The organism is Candidatus Syntrophosphaera thermopropionivorans, from assembly GCF_004353895.1.
Lineage (GTDB): Bacteria > Cloacimonadota > Cloacimonadia > Cloacimonadales > Cloacimonadaceae > Syntrophosphaera > Syntrophosphaera thermopropionivorans.
Genome location: NZ_SMOG01000019.1, coordinates 1,767 through 24,772, shown reverse-complemented (window position 1 = coordinate 24,772; position 23,006 = coordinate 1,767). Strand labels below are relative to the sequence as shown.

Below are 23,006 nucleotides of genomic sequence, written 5' to 3'. Positions count from 1 at the left end.
GACTTCACAGTTGTCTCCTTTTAGCACTAATATTAAGCACCACACCTATAGACATAGAATCAATAAGTAGTGCTGTTCCACCGTAACTGATAAAGGGAAGAGTATTTCCTGTAGGAGGCAATAAAGACATTGCCACACCTGTATTTAATAAAACATTTAAAAATATATTCAAAGCAATACCCACACAGAGGTACTTATAGTAAAGATTGTCTTGTTCACTAGCTATCTTTAAAATACGGAAAAAGAGAAGTGCATGCAAACCTAAAACGATAATTGCACCAATAAAACCGAACTCTTCCCCTATAATAGAGTAAACATAGTCAGTTCTGGCTTCAGGAAGAAAGTTGTGCTTGGCTCTACCACGTGCCACACCTGTACCAATAATTTGTCCACTGGTTAGTGCGGTTAAACTTTCTCGTACTTGATATTCATCAGGAGAATTTCCTGGCTCAGGACGATGTGGATTGAATAGAGAATAGACTTTATAAGTTTCAATTCGCGCAGAACGGAACTCATCTCCCTTATTTATAATGAAGATTCCAGCAATTAAGCCGACAATGATAATAGCCAGTACAAATCGTTTACGCAATCCAGCATAATAGAGCATTCCTAAAAGAGTGGCAGATCCAACAATTAAAGTACTGAGATGTTTTTCCATAAAAATAAGAACAAAAATTATCGCTGTATAAACAAGCAAGGGAGCAAGTTCCTTTAATAGTTCCGGGAAATTTGTAGTGTTAATTATAGCTTGCTTTTTAGCCAGAAACCCTGCATAAAAGAAGATTAGGGCTAATCTTGCTAAAAAACTTGGTTGGATGCTTAAGGGACCAAATCTTATAGACCTTTTTCCCCCTTTTACAGTGGAACCATATATTAAAACCAGTATTAATAAAGCGATAGAAAGGATAATCCACAGAATATTTAGAGGACGAAGTTTTTCCAGGTCAAGGAAATAGAAAATAATTCCCAGAACCGCAATTGAGAATATCAAATAAACAAGATGATGATAGAACATACTCATAGATTGCATAGAAGTAATATCCAGCATCATCAAAATCCCAATCAAACAAAGTGATAGATAACAGATTAAAATCACTTTATCGTAGGAGACAATATATTGAATACTCTTATTCTTTTTCATATTCCCGGGCTATAGAATTGACTATTTGCTTAAAAACTTCTCCGCGTTCTTCATAATTTTTGAACTTATCAAAGCTTGCACAGGCAGGAGAAAGTAAGATTATATCCCCTGGAACAGAATCATAAAATGCCTTATGAATGCATTGGCTGAAGTCATCGATTATTTCCAGAGGCAAATCATCTTTCCAAATTTCATACATCTTGACTGCTGTAGCTCCAGTTAGATAAACCTTTTTTGCCACTTTCTTTAAAAGAGGAGTAAGCACAGAGAAATCTTCACCTTTATCCGAACCACCCATTATCACTCTAACTGGCTGGTCAAAAGCATTTAAGGCAGATTTAACTGCATCCGTATTAGTAGCCTTGGAATCGTTATAAAAGGCTATATCGTTAACTTTAGCAACTAATTCCAGACGATGAGGCAAAGGAGGAAAAGTTTTGGCTGCTTCCATTGCCGCATCAAGATTATGAGTTAAAGCATTGACGGCTAAAAGAGCTGCCATAGTATTAGCATAGTTATGAGGTCCACGAATTTTCAAATCTCGTACTGAAAGTTTATGTTTCACTCCAATCTGGATGGCATCCTGATTTAGCCAAGCTTCACAATCAGGAGGTGTTTTTTCTAAAGAATAGCGTAATAATTGAGCTTTAATCCGGTACTGTCTTTCTGCTATAGGTTCGGAATCCAGACAAATAACAGCGAAATCTTCCTGATTTTGATTCATAAAAATATGGAATTTGGAATCAATATAGGTCTGAAAAGAATCATATCTATCCAGATGGTCTGGAGTGATATTTAATAAGACTGCTACATCAGGTTTAAAAGTATCTATTAAATCCAGCTGAAAACTACTTAGCTCCAGCACGATGAAGTCTATTCCAGGTTTTTCTATTGGATAGGAAGTTAAAGCATTACCAATATTACCAGCTAAGATACTATTATAACCCATATGTTGTAATATGTGCTGGATAAGTGAGACAGTTGTGCTCTTGCCATTAGAACCAGTTACTGCAATGATTTTGCTATCTGGCGATTTAATCTGATAGCCAAATTCTATATCACAAATCAAGGGAATTCCAAGTTGTTTAGCTTTCTGGATGATAGGCAAATTAAGCGGAATTCCTGGACTCACTATCCACTGTTCAAACTGGAAAAGTTTATTGGTATGACCACCAAACTCACATTCAAAATCCTGCTTTAATTTTTCAGCATATTCTATCTGTTCTTCTGTTTTAATATCGCTTAGATAGGCAGTGCCACCCAATTCTTTGATTTTATAAGCTACAGCAATACCACTTCGTGCCAGTCCAAGAATTGCATAAGAGGTTTTGGGATTGAACAATTTATTCTCCTTATCGCAGTTTAATCGTGCTTAAACCAATAGCCAGCAATAAAGTGGCTACAATCCAGAAGCGAATGACAATCTTTGACTCGTGCATTCCTTTCATTTCAAAGTGATGATGAATGGGTGCACAAAGAAACACTCTTTTTCCCGTTCCATATTTTTTTTTGGTATATCGGAAATGAGTTCTTTGTATTATCACTGATAGTGTTTCAGCAATAAAGAGAAAACCAATTATCAGAAAGAATATCTGCTCTTTTAACAATATAGATAATACTGCCAGAATTCCCCCCAGAGTTAAAGAACCTGTATCTCCCATAAAAACTTCTGCGGGATAGGCATTAAACCAGAGAAAACCTATTAAAGCACCTATTAATCCAGCAATAAAGACGGTTAGTTCTCCGGCAGTGGGTATAAATTCCAGTTTTAAGTAATTAGCAATTACATAATTTCCCTTCAAATAACTCATAATACCCAGACCTAAGGCGGAAAAAATCATCACACCAGCTGCGAGTCCATCTAATCCATCGGTTAAATTTACCGCATTAGATATTCCCGTTATGTATATTACCATTATAGGGATAAACAACCATCCCAGCTGGAGATAGGTGTTTTTTAGAAAAGGAATCTGGATTTGCGTTACATTATCCACTACATTTGTGCTAAAATAGATAGCTAAGGTAAGAAACAGACCCACTCCTATCTGTCCCCAGAGTTTATATTTAGGTAAAAGACCTTTGGAAATCTTCAGGAAATTCTTAAGGTAATCATCTAAGAAACCGAGAACACCTAACCATACAGCTGTGAGATACATCATTAAAATTGGACGATTAGTCAGGTCATTCCAGAGCAAAGAAGCAATAAGAAGTCCGAATAGAATTATCAAGCCACCCATTGTGGGTGTTCCTTCTTTAGCTTTATGACGTTTTGGTTTATCTTCATCTATCAATTCTACTGCAGATTGTCCTTTCAAAAACTTAACGAGAGGGGGTCCAGCTATAAGAACAAAAAGTAGAGCTGTAACAAAAGCTCCGATAGACCTGAAAGTGATATATCGGAAAACATTAAATACAATGCTATACTTTGACAGAGGATAGAGAAGATGATACAGCATAATTAGCTTCCTTTGCGTAAAATCGGTAAGACTTTTTCTAACTGAACGGAATGAGAACCTTTTATAAGAATAACCGCACCTGGCGTCAAGGTTTTTAAAATATCACTTTTTATCAGTTCATCAACACTATCAAAATGCTCAATTTGCTTAGAATTATCAGAAGAATGATAATATCTGGAAAGATTTCCTACCGTAATTAATCTATCTACTCCCTTTTCCGTCAGTATAGTCCCAATCATATTGTGATACATAGGTGCTTGAGTTCCGAGTTCAAGCATATCCCCCAGAATAGCAATATGTTCCCTTTCTGGTTCAAGCTTATGCCAGTATTCAATAGCACTTTGCATAGAGATGGGATTGGCATTGTAACAATCAACTATGAGGATGTAACTATCAGTTTTCTCAACCTGAAGACGGAGGTCTAATTGCACTGGATTAGCAATGGCTGTTTTAATTTGAGGGAGAGGAATGTCTTTAAGCATACCCATAGCTATAGCGAAAGATGCATTTTTAGCCAGAAAGGGAGCAGAATAAGGAATAGTAAAAGGTTCACCATTAATTTTGAAATGGCAGGAAGCTTCATCACATTCTAAATCAGTTATATGGAAATCTGAAGTATCGCTGAATCCCACACTCTTTCCTTTATCTTTATATAGAGCAAAACGAGGGTCGTCACCATCAAAAAGTCTTATTTCCAGAGGACGATTGAATAGAGCCGTTTTTTCTCTGAAAACACCATCCTCATCCAATAACTTTTCCAGATGAGAGGGTCCTATATTGATGATAATACCTGCATCAGGATTACAAACATCTGCTAAGGCAGCAATTTCACCAAAGGCATTTGTACCCAGTTCAAAAACACCATAACGGTGTTCTGGTTTAATGCGAGGTATAGTTTTGCAAAGTCCAATCATATTGTTTTCGTTAGCCTGCGTCTTTAAAGTAGGTGCAGAAGAGTTAAAGACTTGAGCTAACATTTCTTTGGTGCTACTTTTTCCCGTGCTACCGGTTAGGGCAATTTTATATATATCAAACAGTTGAAGATATTTACGGCAGAGCGAAGCAAGTAAAGATAGGGTATCTGGAACCTGAATATAGTTTTTCCAGCCTTGATTTTCTATAGTGCCTACTCCCAGTATAGTTTCATCACTCAAAACTTGAGGTAGGAAGTCATTACCATTAAAATGAGAGCCAGTTAAAGCAAAGAAGATAGAGTTAGGAGCGATTGTTCTGCTATCGGTAGAGAGAAAGTGATAACTTTCAGGTGGTTTATATTTTCCATTCACTGTTAAAGGGATTCCAGCTAAAAGTTCCAGCATCAATTTATCTACAGGAAGGGTTAATTCATCTTGTCTTAGTTGAAAAGCATCCTCAGAATGGAGAAATTCAGAGGCAATTTCGGCATCGTCAAAGGGATAGCGAACACCTTCTATTTCTTGATAATTTTCATGTCCTTTACCACATAGCAGAACTATATCACCAGCTTGAGCAAGTCTTAAGATACTATGAATGGCTTCTTTCCGATTTCTAATAATCCACCAGGGAAACCAGAGTTCCGTTCCAGCTACGATGTCTCTAATGATTGCATCAGGGTCCTCAAAGCGAGGATTATCATCTGTGATAATAACTGCATTTGCATAATGCAATGCAATCTGAAGCATCAGGGAGCGTTTTCCTTTATCTCTATCACCTCCAGCTCCAAATAGGCAAAGAATTCTTTTATGTTCAAGGTCCTGGCAAGCTTGAAGAACATTTTCCATTGCGTCTGGAGTATGAGCATAATCAACAAAGACTTTGATTCCCCTATCATTTGGCACTGGTTCAAATCTTCCTTTTACCGGTTGAGCAATATTTAAACATTGTTCTATCTGCCGTGCTTCAAATCCCATTAAATTGAGTGTCGCAGCACACATAGCCAGATTATTCATATTGAAACTACCTAAAAGTGAGGAACGAATATTGATTATTCCTTCTGGAGTTTGGAGGGAGAAACGATTGCCACTTGTAGAATAGGGAAGAAGACTATGCTCAGTTCGGATTATAAAATCAGCATCTGAATTTCCAATGCTATATACATAGGCATTAACACCTTTTAGTTCCTCAAAAAGTTTCCTGCCAAAGTTATCATCTATATTGATGAGACCCACAGCTTTATGCTGGATGGTAGGTTCAAATAGCTTCTTTTTTGCCGAGCCATATTCTTCCATGGTTTGATGGAAATCCAAGTGTTCACGGCTTAGATTGGTAAAAAGGCAATAATCAAATTCTAATCCATAAACTCTATCCAGAGCAAGAGCATGAGAGGATACTTCCATACTTACATACTTAACTCCCTTTTCTACCATCCTGGATAAGATCTGATTCAATTCAAGAATATCTGGTGTGGTATGATGGGTGCTGTAATGTTCATCATTGATGTAATAACCTAAAGTGCCAATCCACCCACAACAATATCCCAATTCCATTAAAGCTCTGTATAATAACATAGAGGTAGTGGTTTTGCCATTCGTACCTGTTATTCCAATTAAACGAAATTCTGCACTGGGATTATGATAATAGAGTTTAGCAAGCAAAGCTGCAGCTTTACGGGATTCTGTTACTTGAATATAAGGTAAGGCTTCATCTATTGGTATCTCACCAACTATAAAAGCCGCATTTTTCTTTTTGACCTCATCAATAAAGTTGTGTCCATCAGAATGTAATCCTTTTATACAGACAAAGATATCACCTGCGTGAACTTCACGACTATCAGTGCATATTTTACCTTTAAATTCCCAGTTTTCTTCCAGCCCTTGATAGTTAACGAGTATTTTATGTTCCTGGAATAAATTCAAGATTTCTTTTAATTTCATATAGAAGCCTCAATTATACAGGTGGTATTATTGGTTATACGGGAACCGGGCTGGATGGATTGACGACGGACTATTCCTGAACCCTTAATTTTTAAGGAGATATTTTCTCGGGCTGCCACTTGCATAGCTTTTCGGATGGTTAGACCACATAAATCGGGCATAACTCCTGGAAGAAGTTCAGTTTCAGCTTCTTTTTTACCACGACCAATCTTTAAAGTGATAGGATGAGCCGGATCAACTGATACATTGGGCTTGGGGAATTGGTCTATAACCACAGATGAAGAATCTGCTCCTTCAATCTTATAGGAAAAACCATATTGATTTAATATCGCTTCAGCTTGTTTGATGTGTTTTCCTCTTAAGTCTGGCATCCTTTTTGAACTTTGTATCAATCTCTGGTCAAATGCCACGATATTGCAATTAGGCATAAATAGTATATCATCTAAAATCTTTTTGAAGGTTGGAGCAGCGCTCATACTTCCAAAATGATAACCTGGACTGGGTTCGTCATAAAAAATTACCATTACCATCTTGGGGGCATCAGCAGGAACCATTCCTACAAACACAGAAGTATATTTACCATTTATATATCCTCTTCCACCTTCTGCCGCTTTTTGAGCAGTTCCTGTTTTTCCTGCAATAGTGATATAATCAGCTTTTATATGGGTGGCAGTGCCTCTATCTACAACAGCTTGCATATAAGAACGGACTGTATCTGCAGCTGCTTTACTACAAACCTGTCTTAAAACTTCTGGTTCAGTTCGTTCAACTATATTGCCATTATCATCAGTTATATAATCCACCAGATAAGGTTTCATTATTTTTCCACCATTGGCAACCGCACAGAAAGCAGTCGCATGTTGAAGAGCTGTTACTGCCATTCCTTGTCCAAAGGAAACGGAATGAAGGGTATATCCATCCCAGTTATCCAGTTTGGCAAACATACCGCTACTTTCACCTTGAAGATTCAATCCTGTCTTTTGACCATAACCGAGTGAAATCAATTTCTCATAAAGATGTTTGGGTCCTACTCTTTCTGCAATTTTAGCAATGCCTACATTACTGGATTTACTTATTATATCTACTGGTCTTAAACTCCCATACATATGAGTATCACTGATTTTTCTCCCCTGAACATAATAGACTCCACATTCAAAGTATTCATTGGGTCTAACCAGATGTCTATCCAGAGCAGCAAGCATAGTTAAAGGTTTCATAGTGGAGCCGGGTTCAAAAAGAAAACTGACGGGAATGTTGGCTCTGACTCTAACTTCTGCAGGATCAAGGCTCTTATCATCAGGAGAAACTCCTGCCATTGCCAGAATTCTGCCTGTATTAGGGTCCATAATCACCGCTCCTGCATTTTTTGCCCCATATTTAGTTAAACCTTCATATAGCCCATTTTCTACTACTGCTTGTATGTTAGCATCAATAGTCAAATGTAAATTATAACCATCCTTTTCTGGCTTTTCATGAAGGTTGGGATAGGGCATACGACGATGTTTAGCATCAAAGACCACTTCTCTCCAGCCATATTCTCCTGCTAAATATTTATTATAAGTGGATTCTAAACCACAAATACCACTAAGTTGATAAATGGAACGACTCTGAGTTTCCACATCATATCCATCTGAAACCGCTCTAACCGAACCTAACAATCTTGCGGCAAGCAATTCTTGAGAATAGATGCGTTTCATAGAAGCAAAACTGTAGGTTAGTCCAGGTAATTTATTTTTTTCAAACTCCGCCAGAATTCTTTCCAGTTCCATTTCCCGGACTTTATTCGTAATCTGGACAGAAGTCAGTTTGTCATTAAGAGTTAATCTTTGTAAAACCTGTTTAGGGGTTATACTGCAATTCTTACCAATAGCCTCACTGAGGATATTATAAGCTTCATTTAGAGAGATATTCTTTTCTTTTGCCCAGAGTGAAACTGCTTTACGGTCAATATCAATCTGGTAAAAACTTATGGAACTGACCATTAAATTGCCATTGGCATCATAGATAGAACCACGAGTGGGAATTAAAATTTCTTTATAAGGGGTATAACGAATGCGTCTTTCATCAGCGAAATGAAATGGGTCTACAATTTGAAGAATAAAAAGATAACTTGACCACAATAGGGTCAAAAACCCAAAAACAAAAACCAGAATTTTATGCCTGGAATGCATGTTTTAATCAAGCTGAATCTTAACTTCTCGTGCCTGAGCTTTGGTTGTAAACAAATCAATTATGCAATAACTTGTCTTATCTTCGGTGTTTGCAGGTTCATGAACATAAATTATTTTGCCCTGTTCTTCCTGCGGATTTAAATGATCAAGCTCAACTTTGACCAGGCTGGCAATATTTTTACCGCTACGAAGGTCATCACGTTCTACTTTTAGTTCAGTATTAATATTCTTTTCCGCAGCAACTTGTTTTTCTAATTTTGCCAGTTCACGAGTTTGACCAACAATCTGGTGGGCATTCCAAAAATTGATAAAAGTTATAATTAGCAATAAAAGCAAGAAGATACAAAGTCTGGCTCGCATTTTTTCCCCCTAAATTTTTTCTGCTGCCCGCAATTTTACACTGCGAGAATGTGGATTATTGTTTATCTCTTCAGCATCTGCTTGAAGAGGTTTTCTGGTTAATAGTTGAAGCTTTCTCTTTTTAGTGCTATTTAAGAATGATGCCTCTGAGGTCTGTTCTTCACCTTCTGCTGCAGAACGAAAAACATTTTTGACAATCCTATCCTCTAAAGAATGATAGCTCAAAACCACAATTCTGCCTCCAGGTTCAAGGATATTAATGGCATCTTTTAAAGCTTGTTCTAAAATTTCCAGCTCCTGATTAACATAGATACGTAATGCTTGAAATATACGTGCTTTTGTCTTCAGCGATGCTTTAGTTCCCTTACCTACTACTGATTCTATCACTTTAACCAGGTCACCTGTAGTTTTAAAGGGCTGTTCTTCTCTAATTTTTACAATCTTTCCCGCTATACGAGAAGCATTTAACTCTTCTCCATAATCATAAAAAATTCTGGTTAATGCTTTCTGACTTAACTCATTTAAAACAATTTCAGCAGTTAAATCCGAGCTCTGGTCCATCCGCATATCCAAAGGAGAGTCAAGGTCAAAGCTAAAACCTCGTTCCGGTGTTTCCAGTTGATGAGAGGACACTCCTAAGTCAAAAAGAATACCACTGACGGTTTTAATCTGACGGAAAGCAAGTTCGGTCCTCATACGAGAGAAATTTGCCTGAATTAATTCAACCCTATCTTGATAAGGAAATAAGGTCTTGTGCGCTTCCAGCAAAGCTTCTGAATCCTGGTCAAATCCGATTAAATGAATGTCAGGACAGCTTTCAAGTAAACCTAAACTATGACCTCCACCTCCGATAGTGGCATCAACATAGATTCCACCAGGTTTTGGTGCAATAAAATTTATGCACTGTTTTAGCATTACTGGAATGTGATAGTCTCTCATAATCCTGTTATTTGATATATATTGGTATCGTATTCCTTTAAATTAGCTTCCAGATTCTGGCTTCTTAAACGATAATAATCATCCGGATTCCAGAGTGTGATATAATGCATCTCACCTTTCACAATCACGCTATCCTTAATTCCTGCTTCTGCTAATTGTCTTTCAGGAATTCGGATTCTACCCGGTCCTTCAAGTTCTGCTTCAGTTACTGCACAATCTATTAATCTGGTACGAAAACGACGCTGTATTTCATCACCTTTCGCTAGAGCATCCAAGGTGGCAAACCAGGAATCAAGCGGATATAGGGCAATTGAATTGAGAGGTCCAACCGTTATAACAACTGTTCTATTTGCTTCTTCAGCGAATTTACGCTTAAAAGCAGCGGGAATGATGACCCGATTGTTATGAACGGCGTTTTCTGAATAACCAATAAATGGTCCTGACATCTTTCATACCTTCTTATATATCCTTATCTTTCTTTTTTTAAAAGTATTAACACGCTATTTTTGTCTTTGTGAACTCAGTTCAGAAAAGCATTTTGACATTTTTTGACATTTTTTGACTTCCTGTGATGCTTATATGACATTCAAGTTTTCCTGTCAAGAAAAAAATGCTGTTTTTGAAAAAAATATCTCATTTTGGAGAATATTTATTTGAAATAGAGGTTATAATAGGTGTGCTAATTGAAGGAGTATTATCTTTTTTCCCGATTTTTGAGCTTTAGTTAATTAACTATTTGCAAATGAATATAATTTCCTTTGATGACTTCAAGTTTTGGTTTATTGAATTGATTGAGTATAATTATCAAATCTCTAAGGAGTGTACCGGATAGAGCAAAGTTTTGGAGGATTGAAGAAGCACTTTGGCTGGGATCGATCCATCTATATGGGTTTGAAAAAGAAGTCAGATTATCTGATTTTTGAAGTAATAGCCTTTAATCTAAAGCGTAGCATTAAGGTTTTACGGGCTTGAGAGAGGAGAGATATGTCCAAATTTTGGGTAGAGAGTAAAAAAATGATGGGAAAGAGGGTTTGAAAGGGGGGAAAAGTAAAAAGTTGAAGAGAAAAAGGTATTTCCACCGATAGGCTAAAAATTAATCCCTCAATTCGTACCCTAATTTCAAGTCTCATAATTATTTATAGCCTTAAATTAATATTTATAGTTGTGCTACCTTGTAAGTTAAGAATGGCATCATCTCTGATTGAGTGGGTTAGAATAATAGATAAGTTTTAGGTTATAGATTTAATTATGCACCTTAAGATTTCAGCCGAACTTATTGGGGAAGAATATAAATTAAGAATCAATATTTTTCCCTTTGTTTCTTTATTATTCTGTTTATAATAAATAAAAGGAGGTTTAGTATGCATAACAAACAGTTAAAAATATTGAATTCAGTAATGTTTATAGACATTTTAGTTGCTTTTATTGCTATTGTGGTTTATAAGATTTCAGAACTCTTTAATTATGATGCATATGGTTTTAAAGAAGTTCATGAAATTTGCGGTTTCTTGTTTATAATAATGTTGATTTTCCATATATCCTATAACTGGCAATGGATTAATACACAAATTTTCGGAAAAAAACCAGAAAAAAAGAAAAACTATTAAAAGAGTTTGTTGAGGTTAACAACTATAATAAAAATAATAAAAACAAAGAAGGCAGTAATATTGTAATTTTTTCCCTTGTGGAAAAGCTACATAAAAATAATAGTGAGAGATTAAGTTATAATTCTATTCTGAACATAATAAAGAAAGTCTGATTAGGGGAGGAAGAATAAAAATTATATCTAGTTGTTTAGATTTCACTAGAAAAAGAGTTGAGTATATTTTATACTTCTTCCCCAATTTTATTTTCTTACCCTTGATATCGAGCTTATGTCCAGCTTATGTCCAACTCATGTCCAGCTTATGTCCGGATCGGTCGTCAGTTTATCATAAGTTTGGGATAAATCGGGCAATTATAACAGATAAAGAGGTGAGAGAGAGTTGTTATTTATAAGTCAGTATTCTTTTATCTTTTTGTAATATCCAGCACTCTGGTATATTTTTTAAGAAAGCGGACCGTAATCCAGGTTAAAATGCCTATACCGGATAAAACAATCCAGTGTAAATCAAGATCTATTTTATGCTGAATTAGCCAGTCACCATATACTTCCAGAGCAAACATAGAGAGTAATAATGCGGCAAAACCATTATATTCAGCTTTTAAGGCTTTTTTCCAGTTAAACTTATTAGCAGGAGGGCAATAATTTTTAAATTTAGGTATAAAAGCAGGAGTTTTATTAGCCCAGTCAATGAAATCTTGTCCAAATTTCCTTTTTAGAAAGGCTTCCTCAGCAAAAATTATCCTCTCATAATATAAAGCAAATAAGAGAATATAAATCAGCATTAACCATAGATGGCGTGTGAACATAACAATTCCAGCTATCATTAAGAAATTACCCAGATAAAGGGGATGTCTAACAATGGAATATATCCCTGTAGTATTTAAAGTATCTGCAATCTGAGCTCTGGTATTCCTGCCAGAAGTTCTTGGAGGGGTGTGTCCTACAGTCCAAACCCGAATTCCTAATCCCAGAAAACTGATGAATAGGCATAATAATTCCCAGAGATTGTCACTCGCTTCAGAATTATTCAAATAATGATATTTTTCCATAGCTAAAAGGAAAAGTGGAATTAAAGCCAGAGGTAAATAGCTCCTCCAGCGAAATAGCCAGTTTCCTGTTTTTTCAAATTCTTCTTGTATTTCCATAAGAAACTCCAGCAAGCAAAGAAATTAATAATCTAATTTACCAGCTTATAAATGAATCTTTTCTTTTTTAAGATTCAATATAACCACAATATAGAATATTTTTATGCTGTCCAGAGAAATTTACAACTTTTGTATTACCCCAATTTCCTGATGGTGTGATATCTTCTGTTACTTTAATGAATAATTTTTCTTATATAGCTGAAGATTATTTTTATGGATTAGAAAGTAAGAAAATGCTGTTTATGAAATAGAATTAAGGATAGAAAATTGTTTAAAAGCTTTTAAATAAGTATTTTAATTAAGTTAGATACAAGAAGAGAAAATCATAATAGTGCTTTGCAAATGTTATAAACGAAAAAGTCTTTAATCTCATAACTGCATCAAATAATTATAAGTAGTTGGATTGCAGTTAGAACACTGAGTTTTTTTGTATTAATTGAGGTAATGTTTTTCTCCAGTTATTAAAAAGAGGAAAACTTATAGCACCACCCCTTCCGTAATAACCAAATTCAGAAAGAAATATATCCAAGAGTTCTAAATTCTTATTCGTAGAAGTGTATAGTTAAAGCTCTTGAGAATCATACCCTAAAAGGTTAGAGTTTAACATCTTAAAAGACATACTTAGATTTTACACAAATATAATGACTATACTTTATATTTTTCTGAATGCCCTATGTTTTTATTATAAAATGAGATTTACTATATTGGCATTGTCTTCTGTCGTCAATTTTCATAGTTGAAGTTAATTACTTATACAACTGTCTTTATTCTAACTATTTAAAGCTAAGACAAAACAGTTGACAAATTATTATCATTTAACTTATGGTTATTTTAATGTATCAGCAAAAGCCTTAGTCAATTTTTGATGGTTAAAGAATAATAACTACTAAATAGTTAAATAAATAATTCATTAACAATAGAAAACCTGAGGAGGTTAGAATGAAAGGTAGAATTTGGTATATAGCCTTCCTTTTGCTGTTACCTGGATTGCTGTTAGCTGATAATGATATCAGCTGGGAAGCTATTAATCTTGGAGAAATGGATTTTCCCCGAGCCAGTGTAGACAATCTATTCACACCCTTAGTTAATCCATCATTATTAGGAACTGGTCATTCCGGTGGTTTAGGGTGGGCACATACTTTCAGTGATGAAGCATTTCGTAATCATTACTGGTTTTTTGCCAATTTGGGAGATTTCAGTTACAGTTATGAATACGATAGAGACCCTATCCTGGATAAGAGTTTCAATTATCATACTTTAGCGACAGGAGGAGAACTTTTTCCCCGTCATATCTTTCCCAATTTTTATGGAGGGTTGAATTATCGGTGGAAAAATAATAAGTTTGACGAAGGAGCTTTTCGCACTGCTTTCACCTATAGACCAAATGCTCTTGCTTCTCTTGCCTTCAATTGGGACAACCCTTATAAAGATTCTCCTGCCTATCATGGTTCAGTAGCACTTCGTCCTTTTGCCTTTGTTCCTTCCATCAAAGATTACCGTTTAGAACTTTCTGCTGATATTGATTATAATAAGAAGGATGGAGAATATAAGTTTAATGAGCCAGTTATTGGATTAAACACTCAAATTGTAGATGGTATAAAGCTTGGAGCTTCCTATAATCTTGATACAGAGTCCGTTTGGTTAAACTTTAGTTTGAATATGGGAAATGTATCTTTAGGCTCAACTGGAATAGTTAACTCAGATAATTATGTAGCTGTCCCCTATATTCATCTAACGGAAAAATCTTTTCCTCCTTTTTTAGGCATCAAGGATAAAAAATGGTATTCTATGAAGCTTGATGGTCCTATCCAAACCTATAAATCACCAAAATTTGTAATAAATAATTTGAAAATTTATGAAGACAAAATCCAAAGTATAGATGAAGTAAAAGATTTACTTAAACAGGCAAAAGAAGATCCTGTAATTGAAGGAATACTTTTGCAGAATCCCGCTTCAACTGGTTCCTTTGCATTGCAACAAGAATTTACAGATGCTATTAAAGATTTTAAAGAAAGCGGGAAGAAGGTAGTCTTTTATTATGATAATATTTCTGGTGGAAATTATATCTTTGCCTCTTCTGTAGCAGATGCTATCTATCTAAATCCTATGGGTATGATAGATTTAAGAGGAATTTCTATCACCAGTCCCTATTTTAAGGAATTACTGGATAATCTTGGTATTAATGTGCTCAATTTCCGCAGTCATAAATATAAAGATGCAGGGAATATGTTTTCTGAACCAGAAATGACAGAAGCAGAAAGAGAAGCATATGATTCCTTGCTACAAAGTATATACGATCAGATTATTGCTACCATTCAGGAAGGAAGAGGTGCTAAACTTAAGTTTTCAGTGGAAGAAACAATTGATAATGGACCTTATTTTGAAGCTCAAGATGCTCTAAATGCTGGATTGATAGATGGTATCATCTTTGCTGACGAAATTAATAGTGTATTAAAGAAACAATTTGGCTTTAATGCTCAGGAAAAAACTTTAGCTGACTATGTAGATTACACCTGGAGCTATCCTAAAGAAACTCCTATCGCAGTTATTTATGCCTGTGGTAATATTGTGATGGGAAAAGGAACTCCGGGGACTAAGATAGCATCTCAAACCACGGTAGATTTAATTCGTAAAGCACGTCAGGACCCCAAATATAAAGGTATCATTCTAAGAGTTGATAGTGGTGGTGGTTCTGCTCAAGCTTCAGATATAATTTTGCGTGAACTGCAACTCGCTCAAACCGTCAATAAAAAACCAGTGGTGGTCTCTATGTCTGGAACTGCTGCTTCTGGTGGTTACTATATTTCCTGTGGTGCTGACCGTATTATAGCTGAACCTTCCACTATAACTGGTTCTATTGGAGTTGTAGGTCTCGTTTTTACATTTCCTCGTCTCTATGATAAAATAGGTATCAATTGGTCTACAGTCAAAAAAGGTGAACATGCCGATTTTGGAGCTACTTATCGTGATTGGACTGATGAAGAAAAACAGTTGATGACCAAAACTATTGAGTACACCTATGATCGTTTTGTAGATAAAGTTGATGAAGGAAGAAAGAATCTCACAAGAGAACAGGTAGATGCAGTAGCTCAAGGTAGAGTCTGGACTGGCGCTCAAGCTAAAGAAAATGGATTGATTGATGACCTTGGGGGTCTGGATAAAGCCTTAGAACATATGCAAGAATTAACTAAAGCTAAAGGTAAGTTGGTTCTGGAAGATGCCACTACTTCTAAAAGTGGTTTCTCTATGAATATGAATTTTAATCTTAATGGTATAACTACAAATAATATCATTTCAGAATCAATGGTAAATGAATATACAGCTTTATATGACTGGTGGAATGATTATCAAAAAGAATCAGTTCTAATGCTTTGTCCCCTATCTCTTAAGGATATAGAGTTTTAAACATCTTTCTGTGCAACCAGTATGATACCAGTGCCAGAAGAATTGTAAGAATGTATATCTAATTGCATCATAAGTTCAGCAACAGGCAATATTAAGAGATAATAGAACGGTAAAACAGTTAGCAAAAGCTTACTTTTAGAAAGAATTCCAAGGGGAAGTTTGATCAGCAAACGCCAGGACAGGCTTCCCCAAAAACCATAACTATAAACACTCTTCAGAATCTTAAAGCCACAAGACTGAACTTTCTCTTCCAGTTCTTTTTTATTATATCCTGGTCGTATATGTTCTTCAGTAAATTTTGCAGTTTCATCCTTATCTGAAGGGGTGGAAATTATGAGAATCCCCTTATCATCCATTCCCTTATAAAAGTTCTGTAGGACAGCTATATCGTCAGGAATGTGTTCTAAAATGTCTATGGCAGTAACTAAATGGTATTTGTTGTATGGAATAAATGCCTGAAGGTCTGCTCTTTTCCAGGAAAAACGACCAGGAAAAACCTGAGAAGCATATTCTGAAAAATCTTTCAGGTAATCTCCTTTGATATCAGTAGCAAAAACTTTCGCAGAAGGATATTTTTTCAAGACATACCAGGAATATTGACAGAATCCAGCTCCTGCATCGTAGTAGAGAAATCTATCTTCCGGTTTGAATAATCGGCTTATTTCTCTTTTTACATAGCGTTGACGCAACAAAAGCAGATCTAACAGGTAATAAAACTTTTCTCTAAGAGAGGGAAAAATCCTTATAAGATTTGCCACTCTATCTTTCAAAGGTTCATATTCCATAACATTTCCTTTTTATGTGTCTGTTTATCAAAAAAGCTGAAAGTATTAAATTAAAAAATCATTGACGATTTTAATGCCATAAGAATTAAGTCAACCTAAAAGAAAATATGATAGTAAAAAATATAAATAGCATTAAGCACTTCAACCTCCATTTGCATACCAATGTATCTGATGGAAGACTCACTCCTGAAGAAGTGGTGAATAGAGCTCAAGAGATAGGACTGGATTTAATTTCTATCACTGATCATGATAATGCAGATGCCTACAACCTCTTACCGCAAGAGATTGCACCTTTAAGGATAATTCCCGGTATGGAGATTAGTTCTCTTTATCAGGATTCTGATGTTCATATCCTCGGTTTAGGACTTAATCTCCATTCACAAAGTCTTCTGGATATGATAGAAATGTACCTGGTTGGTAGAAAAGAAAGAGCTATCAAGATGATTCAGAAATTGGCTGAACTGGGGATGCCTATTAATTTAGATGAAGTGATAGCAGTTGCTGGAAGTCGTGGTCTTATAGTTCGTCCCCATATAGCACAGGTTCTATTAAGTCATGGCTATGTTCATTCTAAAAGTGAAGCCTTTGAAAAATATATTGGTGATAATGGACCTGCTTATGTTCATAAGCCAGAATTTTCTGTTCAGGAAGCAATTCAAGTGATACATGAAGCAGATGGTTTTGCTATTATCGCTCACCCTGGTGATTTAGCTAATCCAGCTTATGTGGATGATATCATTAAAATGGGAATTGATGGTTTGGAAGTTTGGCATCCTGACCATAATTTAAGTCAGATTGCTTATTTCACGGATTTATGTAAGAATCTGGGACTTTATATGACTGGTGGCAGTGATTTTCATGGAGATAATGAAAGATATAATCTTTTTGAGGAAGTTCCTGCCAGTGAAACCATTCTGGAAAGTGTTAATAAGCTTTGGAGAGAATACAAATGCAGAGGGAATTGAATATTCAATCTGTGCAAGGTAGGATGCCAGTTAAGTTTAGTGTAAAAACCGTAAATAGGATATTAGGCATTCTATTTCAGGCTTTTATTATCTTTTGTTGTTTACTGGTATTGTTTACTTCTCTGAAAAAAGGCTCTTCTGTCTGGTTGAAAATTATACCTTTAATTGTGCTTTTCGTAGCTCTGGATAATCTTTTACGCCATTTGACTACACTTAATAGTTTGGTTTTTACACCTGATTATCTATGGCTAAAATATTTATTACTACCTTCCGTGCAAATTCCTTATGATAACATTTCCAAATTGGAGTTGCGGAAAGATATAACTTATAATGTATTCATTACTTATACTGATAAAAAAGGGAAAACACGAGTTCTTAAATGTCCTGCTTCTTTTCCCAGGATGATTGAAATACTTTATAACATTGCCGAATTAGCACCTCAAGCACAAATGAATGATGAGCTGGCTAAAATGGTGAATGTTATCAGGGACATAAAATCTAAAGGAGAGAAGGTCAGCGATGAAGTATGATTTTGATACAGTAATTGACCGGAGAGGATCATTCTGTTTTAAATATGATGGCTTAAAAGAAGTCTATGGCAGGGAAGATTTGATTCCACTTTGGATAGCAGATATGGATTTTCAAGTGGCACCTCAAATTAAGGCTGCTATGCAGAAAAGATTGGATCATGGTATTTTTGGGTACAATCAACGCTTACCTATTTATTATGAAACGGTTATTAATTGGGCAAAGAAACGCTATGGTTATGAACCTCAGGAAGATTGGATTATGACCAGCCCTGGAATTATGCCTGCTGTTAATCTGGCGGTTATGCAGTTAACTGAACCAGGTGATAGTGTGCTTATTCAAACTCCTGTATATCAACCGTTTTTTTCTGCTGTAACGGCACATAATAGAAAGTTAGTAACCAATTCGTTAATTCCTGAAAACGGGCACTATGAAATAGATTTTGAAGATTTTGAGAAGAAATTGAAAGAAGTGAAACTCTTTATTCTTTGCAGTCCTCATAATCCTGTAGGAAGAAGATGGACAGACGAAGAACTTTTTAGAATGGGCACCCTTTGTCGTCAGTATAATGTACCTATCATTAGTGATGAAATACACGGTGATTTGGTCTATAATGGAGCAGGTTCTCGTTCTATAGCTGCACTGGAAGGTATGCTGGATAATCTTATTGTTTGTTTTTCTCCTGCTAAATCTTTCAATCTGGCGGGACTGGCAACTGCTATTATCATTGCAAAAAATCCAGCATTAAGAGAGCCTCTGGACACTATGTTAGAAAATCTTCATCTCTATATGGGCAATACTTTTGGCATTATAACTTTAACTGCAGCTTATAGGGAATCGGAAGATTGGTTGGAAGAGCTTATTTGCTATCTACAAGGCAATAGAGATTTTCTGGTTGATTACATCCAGGCTGAACTCCCACAATTGAAAGTAAACACTCCAGAAGCCACCTATCTTGCCTGGATAGACTTCAGCTACCTGGGATTAACTGATGATGAAGTGCAAAAGCTTTTAATAGAAAAAGCCGGAATCGTACTGGAACCTGGAATTAAATATGGGATAGAAGGTTCTGGTTTTCAAAGATTGAATTTTGGTTGTCCTCGTAAAACTCTTTCCCTTGCTTTAGAAAGAATGAAAAAGGCAATTAAAGAACTATGAACTTAAAAGATGCCATTATAGCATTATATAACGCAAAACCGGATAAATATTCCTCAGCAGATAGAGAACTGTTTGAAACTTTTATAGAGTCATTAGATAGAGGAGAAATCAGAGCCTGTGAAAAAACTGATTCAGGATGGCAGGTTAATCAATGGGTAAAAATGGGAATTCTTATCGGTTTCCGCATGGGTGCGTTAACTGAATATCTATGGAGTGAAAAGAAAAGCTTTTTTGATAAAGACACCTTACCAGAAAAGGTTTTCCAGCTTAAAGACCAAGTAAGAATAGTTCCAGGCGGCACATCTATCCGTAAAGGAAGTTATATCGCAAAAGGTGTGACTATTATGCCTCCAGCTTTTGTCAATATTGGTGCTTATGTAGATTCGGGAACTTTAATAGATTCTCATGCGTTAGTGGGTTCTTGTGCTCAGATAGGGAAAAATGTTCATCTTTCTGCTGGAGCTATGATTGGCGGAGTCTTGGAACCGGTGGAAGCAAGACCCGTAGTAATTGAAGATGATGCTTTTATTGGTGGGAATGCTGGTATTTATCAGGGTATAATCGTTCAGCAAAGAGCAGTAATCGCAGCCGGAACTATTATCACTGCTTCCACTTTGATTTATGATGCAGTGCAGGGTGAGTTTCTTCAGAGAGATTCTGGCGGATCTTTTACTATTCCAGAGCGAGCTGTAGTTGTCCCTGGTAGTAGACCTCTTAAAGACACAGCTTTTCAGCTTTATTGCCCTATTATTATTAAATATAGAGATGCCAAAACGGAAGAATCAGTAAAACGTGAAGAGGATTTACATATCTTTGATTGAAGCAAAAAGGTTACATTCCGTTGAGCTCTCCTTAATCAGACAAATATTACAATGTGCTCCTTCAGATGCCATAAATCTTGCACTGGGCGAACTTCAATTCCCATTACCCAATCTTTTACGCCAGAAAAGTTTAGAAATTTTACAGAAAGGAACTCCTCGCTACACACCCAATGCAGGAATACCAGAATTACGAGAAGCTATAGCTAATCTCTATCCAAACACAAAACCAGAAAATGTATGTGTATGTAATGGAGTAGAAGAAGCAATTTTTGTCTCTCTCCTTTCTATCCTGAATCCAGGAGATAAAATAGCTATACCCGACCCCGAATATACCGCTTATTCTGCAATAGCTAATATCTTGGGAGCAAAGGTGATACGCCTACCTTATGAAAGTGATTTATTAAGCATAAACTGGGAGAGCTGGGAAAAGATTCTGGCTCAGAATGTCAAAATGCTCATTTTTAGCCATCCCAGCAATCCTTGTGGTCATATATTCACTAAAGAAGAAGCAGAAAGATTAATAACTATCTGCAATTTAAATAAAATAACTATGGTAGTGGATGAGGTATATTCAAGATTAGTCTTTAAAAATTATATGCCTGAATACTTTAGGGAGGCAGAATCTATTTTTCTTCTGGATGGACTTTCTAAATCCCATTGTATGAGTGGCTGGAGGATAGGTTGGGTGATTTCCCCTCCAGAACTTTCTGCTTCAGTGATAAAAGCCAAGCAATATGTTTCTACTTGTAGCAACTGGCTCTCGCAAAAGTTAGCTGTCTATGCCCTGTCAGCGGAAGGTATGAAAGCAGTGGATGAAGTTTTGGCTCAGCTTAATGAATGTCGTTTTCTGGTTGTGGACAAATTTCAAAATCTTGCTGATAAAGTCTTAATTCCAGATGCCACCTGTTATATGATGTTAAAAGTAGATGGTAATGACCTGATTATTGCTCAGGAACTGGCAAATAAGGGAGTGGTAACAGTCCCCGGACAAGCTTTTGGAGAAGTCTCTAAAGGTTGGTTAAGAATTAATTATGCAGTACCAATAGATAAACTGGAACCTGCCTTAGACACTATTATCAATGAATTATATCTTCACTAATGCCCGTATCTTTCCTTTAGAAGAGCCTGGAGTAAGTGAGTTTGACTCATTACTAATAGAATCAAGAAAAATTAAGTTTCTGGGTTCATTATCCGACTGCAAAATCCAAAGCAAAAATCACTTTGAAATTATAAATTTACAAGGCAAAGCGCTTCTTCCTGCTTTTACTGATTGTCACACGCATTTCACTGATTATGCAAAGCAATTCATTCAGCTGGATTTATCCGGTTGTAGGAGCATTAATGAAGTCAAGCAAAGACTGGAAACTTATCGAGAAACCCATACCAAATTAACAGAATGGGTTTTAGGTGGTGGCTGGGACATAAATATTATAGATAATCCCCAAAAGATTAGAAAAGAACTTTTAGATGAATTTTTTCACGATATGCCTGTTGCTTTATATAGCAAGGATTTTCATAGTCGCTGGTGTAATTCATTGGCTCTAAAAATTGCTGGAATTACGGAGAACACTTCTGATCCTGAAGGTGGTCATATTGAAAGAGATAATTCTGGAAAGCTGACTGGTATTTTGCAGGAAACCGCTTCTGAGTGGTTAGACCGTTTTATTATCCCTCCTTCTAAAGATGAGACAAAGCAGTGTCTGATTCAAGCTACCGAAAAGGTTCATAGCCTTGGTTTGGGCACTATTCACAGTATGGAGCTTCCTTTATCAGGCGAGATTTTAGAAGATTTCACCAGGAACTATAAAAAACTCAGAGTGATTCGTCATTTTTATCAGGATGAACTACAGACTATGATTTCTCAGAAAAGGTATTCAGGTGAAGGTGATGATTGGTTTCATTTGGGAGGATTAAAATTATTTGCGGATGGTTCTCTTGGTTCTCAAACCGCAGCTATCTTTTCAGAATATCCTGATTCTCCAGATTTTCATGGTATTTTGAGACTTTCGGAAGAAGAGATGTACCGCTTAACCTTGTCTGCATTAGAACATAGTTTTTATACTTTGATTCACTGTATTGGAGACCGTGCCGTGCATTTAGCTATTAATGCACTTTTAAGGGTAAAAGAGGAAAAACCTGAAAATCATTTTAAAAACCGTCTGGAGCATATTCAATCTATCCGGGAAGAAGATATTCCTCGTTTAAAAGCTTGTGCAGCAGGATGTTCCGTTCAACCTATTCATATTGCCAATGATATCCCTTTAATAGAAAAACACTGGAAAACAATTGAGCAAGAAGCCTATTATTTTCGCTCTTTAATTGATAAAAGAATAAAACTTGCCTTTGGCTCAGATGCTCCTATTGCTCCAATAAATCCTTTTTATGGAATTTATAGTGCTCTACAAAGAAAAGCGGATTTGAATCCAGAAGCTAAACCCTGGTTGCCTGAGCAATGCCTAAATATATGGGAAGCTTTGCAAGGATATACTATAAATGCCGCTGAACTTGCCGGAATAGATAATCTTGCAGGAACAATTACTCCAAGAAAAAATGCAGACCTTATGGTCTTAGAAGATTTCACCAAACTTCCAGATGAATACTGGCTGGAAGCAGAATCTTTATTGACGATGATGGGTGGTGAAATAGTCTGGAATAAGTTGACTTAATTTATAGG

At 36.0% G+C, this 23,006-nt stretch carries 18 protein-coding genes; 8 read left to right on the top strand and 10 right to left on the bottom strand.

Annotated elements, in window-relative coordinates; all coding sequences use genetic code 11:
- Nucleotides 1-4: 4 nt before the first annotated feature.
- Genes E0946_RS05705 through E0946_RS05670 form a run of 8 tightly spaced genes read right to left on the bottom strand, consistent with a single transcriptional unit; the run spans nt 5 to nt 10,365 of the window.
- The gene (locus tag E0946_RS05705) at nt 5-1,141 is read right to left on the bottom strand and encodes an FtsW/RodA/SpoVE family cell cycle protein (RefSeq protein WP_133201505.1); all 1,137 of its coding nucleotides are present in this window, start codon (nt 1,139-1,141) and stop codon (nt 5-7) included.
- Nucleotides 1,128-2,483 (bottom strand): UDP-N-acetylmuramoyl-L-alanine--D-glutamate ligase, encoded by a 1,356-nt coding sequence (murD, locus tag E0946_RS05700; protein WP_133201504.1) that lies wholly within the window; start codon nt 2,481-2,483, stop codon nt 1,128-1,130. The genes E0946_RS05705 and murD overlap by 14 nt, the downstream gene beginning before the upstream one ends.
- Before the next feature lie 10 nt (nt 2,484-2,493).
- Nucleotides 2,494-3,597 (bottom strand): phospho-N-acetylmuramoyl-pentapeptide-transferase, encoded by a 1,104-nt coding sequence (gene mraY / locus E0946_RS05695; protein ID WP_133201503.1) that lies wholly within the window; start codon nt 3,595-3,597, stop codon nt 2,494-2,496.
- Between the two features lie 2 nt (nt 3,598-3,599).
- Nucleotides 3,600-6,449, bottom strand: coding sequence for a UDP-N-acetylmuramoyl-L-alanyl-D-glutamate--2,6-diaminopimelate ligase (locus E0946_RS05690; protein WP_133201502.1), 2,850 nt, complete (start codon nt 6,447-6,449; stop codon nt 3,600-3,602).
- Complete coding sequence (locus E0946_RS05685; protein ID WP_133201501.1) at nt 6,446-8,620, bottom strand: penicillin-binding protein; 2,175 nt, start codon at nt 8,618-8,620, stop codon at nt 6,446-6,448. The genes E0946_RS05690 and E0946_RS05685 overlap by 4 nt, the downstream gene beginning before the upstream one ends.
- Nucleotides 8,621-8,623: 3 nt before the next feature.
- Nucleotides 8,624-8,980, bottom strand: a complete 357-nt coding sequence (locus E0946_RS05680) for a hypothetical protein (RefSeq protein ID WP_133201500.1) — start codon at nt 8,978-8,980, stop codon at nt 8,624-8,626.
- A 9-nt stretch (nt 8,981-8,989) separates the two neighbouring features.
- The gene (rsmH, locus tag E0946_RS05675; protein WP_133201499.1) at nt 8,990-9,919 is read right to left on the bottom strand and encodes a 16S rRNA (cytosine(1402)-N(4))-methyltransferase RsmH; all 930 of its coding nucleotides are present in this window, start codon (nt 9,917-9,919) and stop codon (nt 8,990-8,992) included.
- Nucleotides 9,916-10,365 carry a division/cell wall cluster transcriptional repressor MraZ gene (locus tag E0946_RS05670; RefSeq protein WP_133201498.1) on the bottom strand — a complete coding sequence of 150 codons (450 nt, stop codon included), beginning with the start codon at nt 10,363-10,365 and terminating at the stop codon, nt 9,916-9,918. Before E0946_RS05670 ends, rsmH begins: the two co-directional genes overlap by 4 nt.
- 915 nt (nt 10,366-11,280) lie before the next feature.
- Here E0946_RS05670 and E0946_RS05665 point away from each other — a divergent pair.
- Nucleotides 11,281-11,526 carry a DUF4405 domain-containing protein gene (locus E0946_RS05665; RefSeq protein WP_133201497.1) on the top strand — a complete coding sequence of 82 codons (246 nt, stop codon included), beginning with the start codon at nt 11,281-11,283 and terminating at the stop codon, nt 11,524-11,526.
- Nucleotides 11,527-11,929: 403 nt separating this feature from the next.
- Here the strand turns inward: E0946_RS05665 and E0946_RS05660 are convergent, their stop codons facing one another.
- A complete protein-coding gene (locus E0946_RS05660) occupies nt 11,930-12,670 on the bottom strand; it encodes a methyltransferase family protein (protein ID WP_133201496.1) in 741 nt (246 codons plus the stop codon).
- 939 nt (nt 12,671-13,609) lie between these two features.
- On the opposite strand from E0946_RS05660, the gene sppA reads away from it, so the two are divergent.
- Entirely contained in the window at nt 13,610-16,075 is a 2,466-nt protein-coding gene (gene sppA / locus E0946_RS05655; protein ID WP_133201495.1) for a signal peptide peptidase SppA, read from the top strand.
- Here the strand turns inward: sppA and E0946_RS05650 are convergent.
- On the bottom strand, nt 16,072-16,860 hold the full coding sequence (locus E0946_RS05650; protein WP_133201494.1) for a class I SAM-dependent methyltransferase: 789 nt from the start codon (nt 16,858-16,860) through the stop codon (nt 16,072-16,074). The two genes, sppA and E0946_RS05650, sit on opposite strands and share 4 nt — an antisense overlap.
- A 107-nt stretch (nt 16,861-16,967) precedes the next feature.
- Between E0946_RS05650 and E0946_RS05645 the strand changes: the two genes are divergently transcribed.
- Genes E0946_RS05645 through E0946_RS05620 form a run of 6 tightly spaced genes read left to right on the top strand, consistent with a single transcriptional unit; the run spans nt 16,968 to nt 22,998 of the window.
- Nucleotides 16,968-17,825 (top strand): PHP domain-containing protein, encoded by an 858-nt coding sequence (locus tag E0946_RS05645; protein ID WP_133201493.1) that lies wholly within the window; start codon nt 16,968-16,970, stop codon nt 17,823-17,825.
- A complete protein-coding gene (locus tag E0946_RS05640) occupies nt 17,810-18,355 on the top strand; it encodes a hypothetical protein (protein ID WP_133201492.1) in 546 nt (181 codons plus the stop codon). Before E0946_RS05645 ends, E0946_RS05640 begins: the two co-directional genes overlap by 16 nt.
- Entirely contained in the window at nt 18,345-19,511 is a 1,167-nt protein-coding gene (locus E0946_RS05635; RefSeq protein WP_133201491.1) for a MalY/PatB family protein, read from the top strand. Before E0946_RS05640 ends, E0946_RS05635 begins: the two co-directional genes overlap by 11 nt.
- The gene (locus E0946_RS05630; protein WP_133201490.1) at nt 19,508-20,332 is read left to right on the top strand and encodes a 2,3,4,5-tetrahydropyridine-2,6-dicarboxylate N-succinyltransferase; all 825 of its coding nucleotides are present in this window, start codon (nt 19,508-19,510) and stop codon (nt 20,330-20,332) included. Before E0946_RS05635 ends, E0946_RS05630 begins: the two co-directional genes overlap by 4 nt.
- Nucleotides 20,325-21,431: a pyridoxal phosphate-dependent aminotransferase gene (locus E0946_RS05625; protein ID WP_165942095.1), complete on the top strand. Its 1,107-nt coding sequence runs from the start codon at nt 20,325-20,327 to the stop codon at nt 21,429-21,431. The genes E0946_RS05630 and E0946_RS05625 overlap by 8 nt, the downstream gene beginning before the upstream one ends.
- The gene (locus tag E0946_RS05620; RefSeq protein WP_133201488.1) at nt 21,412-22,998 is read left to right on the top strand and encodes an amidohydrolase; all 1,587 of its coding nucleotides are present in this window, start codon (nt 21,412-21,414) and stop codon (nt 22,996-22,998) included. The genes E0946_RS05625 and E0946_RS05620 overlap by 20 nt, the downstream gene beginning before the upstream one ends.
- Nucleotides 22,999-23,006: the final 8 nt, after the last annotated feature.